The sequence below is a fragment of the Stenotrophomonas sp. GbtcB23 genome (assembly GCF_019091045.1).
Classification (GTDB): Bacteria; Pseudomonadota; Gammaproteobacteria; order Xanthomonadales; family Xanthomonadaceae; genus Stenotrophomonas; species Stenotrophomonas rhizophila_A.
This window is the reverse complement of record NZ_JAGXKC010000186.1, coordinates 1-492: the sequence shown is the minus strand read 5'-3', so window position 1 is coordinate 492 and position 492 is coordinate 1. Positions and strand designations below refer to the sequence as shown.

Here is a 492-nt window from a genome sequence, read left to right as displayed (position 1 = left end):
GATCGTAGACGACCCTCCGTTCCGCGCCCATCACAAGGTCGAGATTCCGCAGGCCGACGTCGAAATCGACAACCGCCACCTTCTCGCCTCTTTGCGCGAGAGCTGCTCCAAGTGCGGCGCTGGAGGTCGTCTTGCCGACCCCGCCCTTACCTGAGGTGACTACGATGACTTTCCCCATCTCTCTCTCCTGTTTTCCGGCCGGTTTCCGGCACAAATAAGTGTCTCTGCCATGATCGCCTCGCCTTCGAGCCAAAGCTGGACAGGTCGTCCGCGAAGACCGGGGGCCATGTCTTCCGCCATCTTATAGATGCCGTCGATCGCCAGCAGTTCGGCTTCCATCTTCCGGCAGAAGATGCGCGCAGCGGTGTTTCCGACGGAGCCTGCCATGGCCCGGCCACGCAGCGTCCCGTAGATGTGGATCGATCCTCGGGCAATAATTTCCGCGCCTGACGCCACCGATCCGACGACGGTGACGTCGCCTTCCGGGAAGAT

At 61.6% G+C, this 492-nt stretch carries 2 protein-coding genes; both read right to left on the bottom strand.

All coding sequences use genetic code 11. From position 1 onward, the window contains the following. Nucleotides 1-178, bottom strand: a 178-nt coding sequence (locus KVS69_RS18730; RefSeq protein ID WP_217539482.1) for a P-loop NTPase, incomplete at its 3' end; no start/stop codon positions are given. Next, nucleotides 160-492 (bottom strand): septum site-determining protein MinC (minC, locus tag KVS69_RS18725; RefSeq protein WP_217539481.1); only part of this gene is annotated, 333 nt, incomplete at its 5' end. The genes minC and KVS69_RS18730, both read right to left, overlap by 19 nt.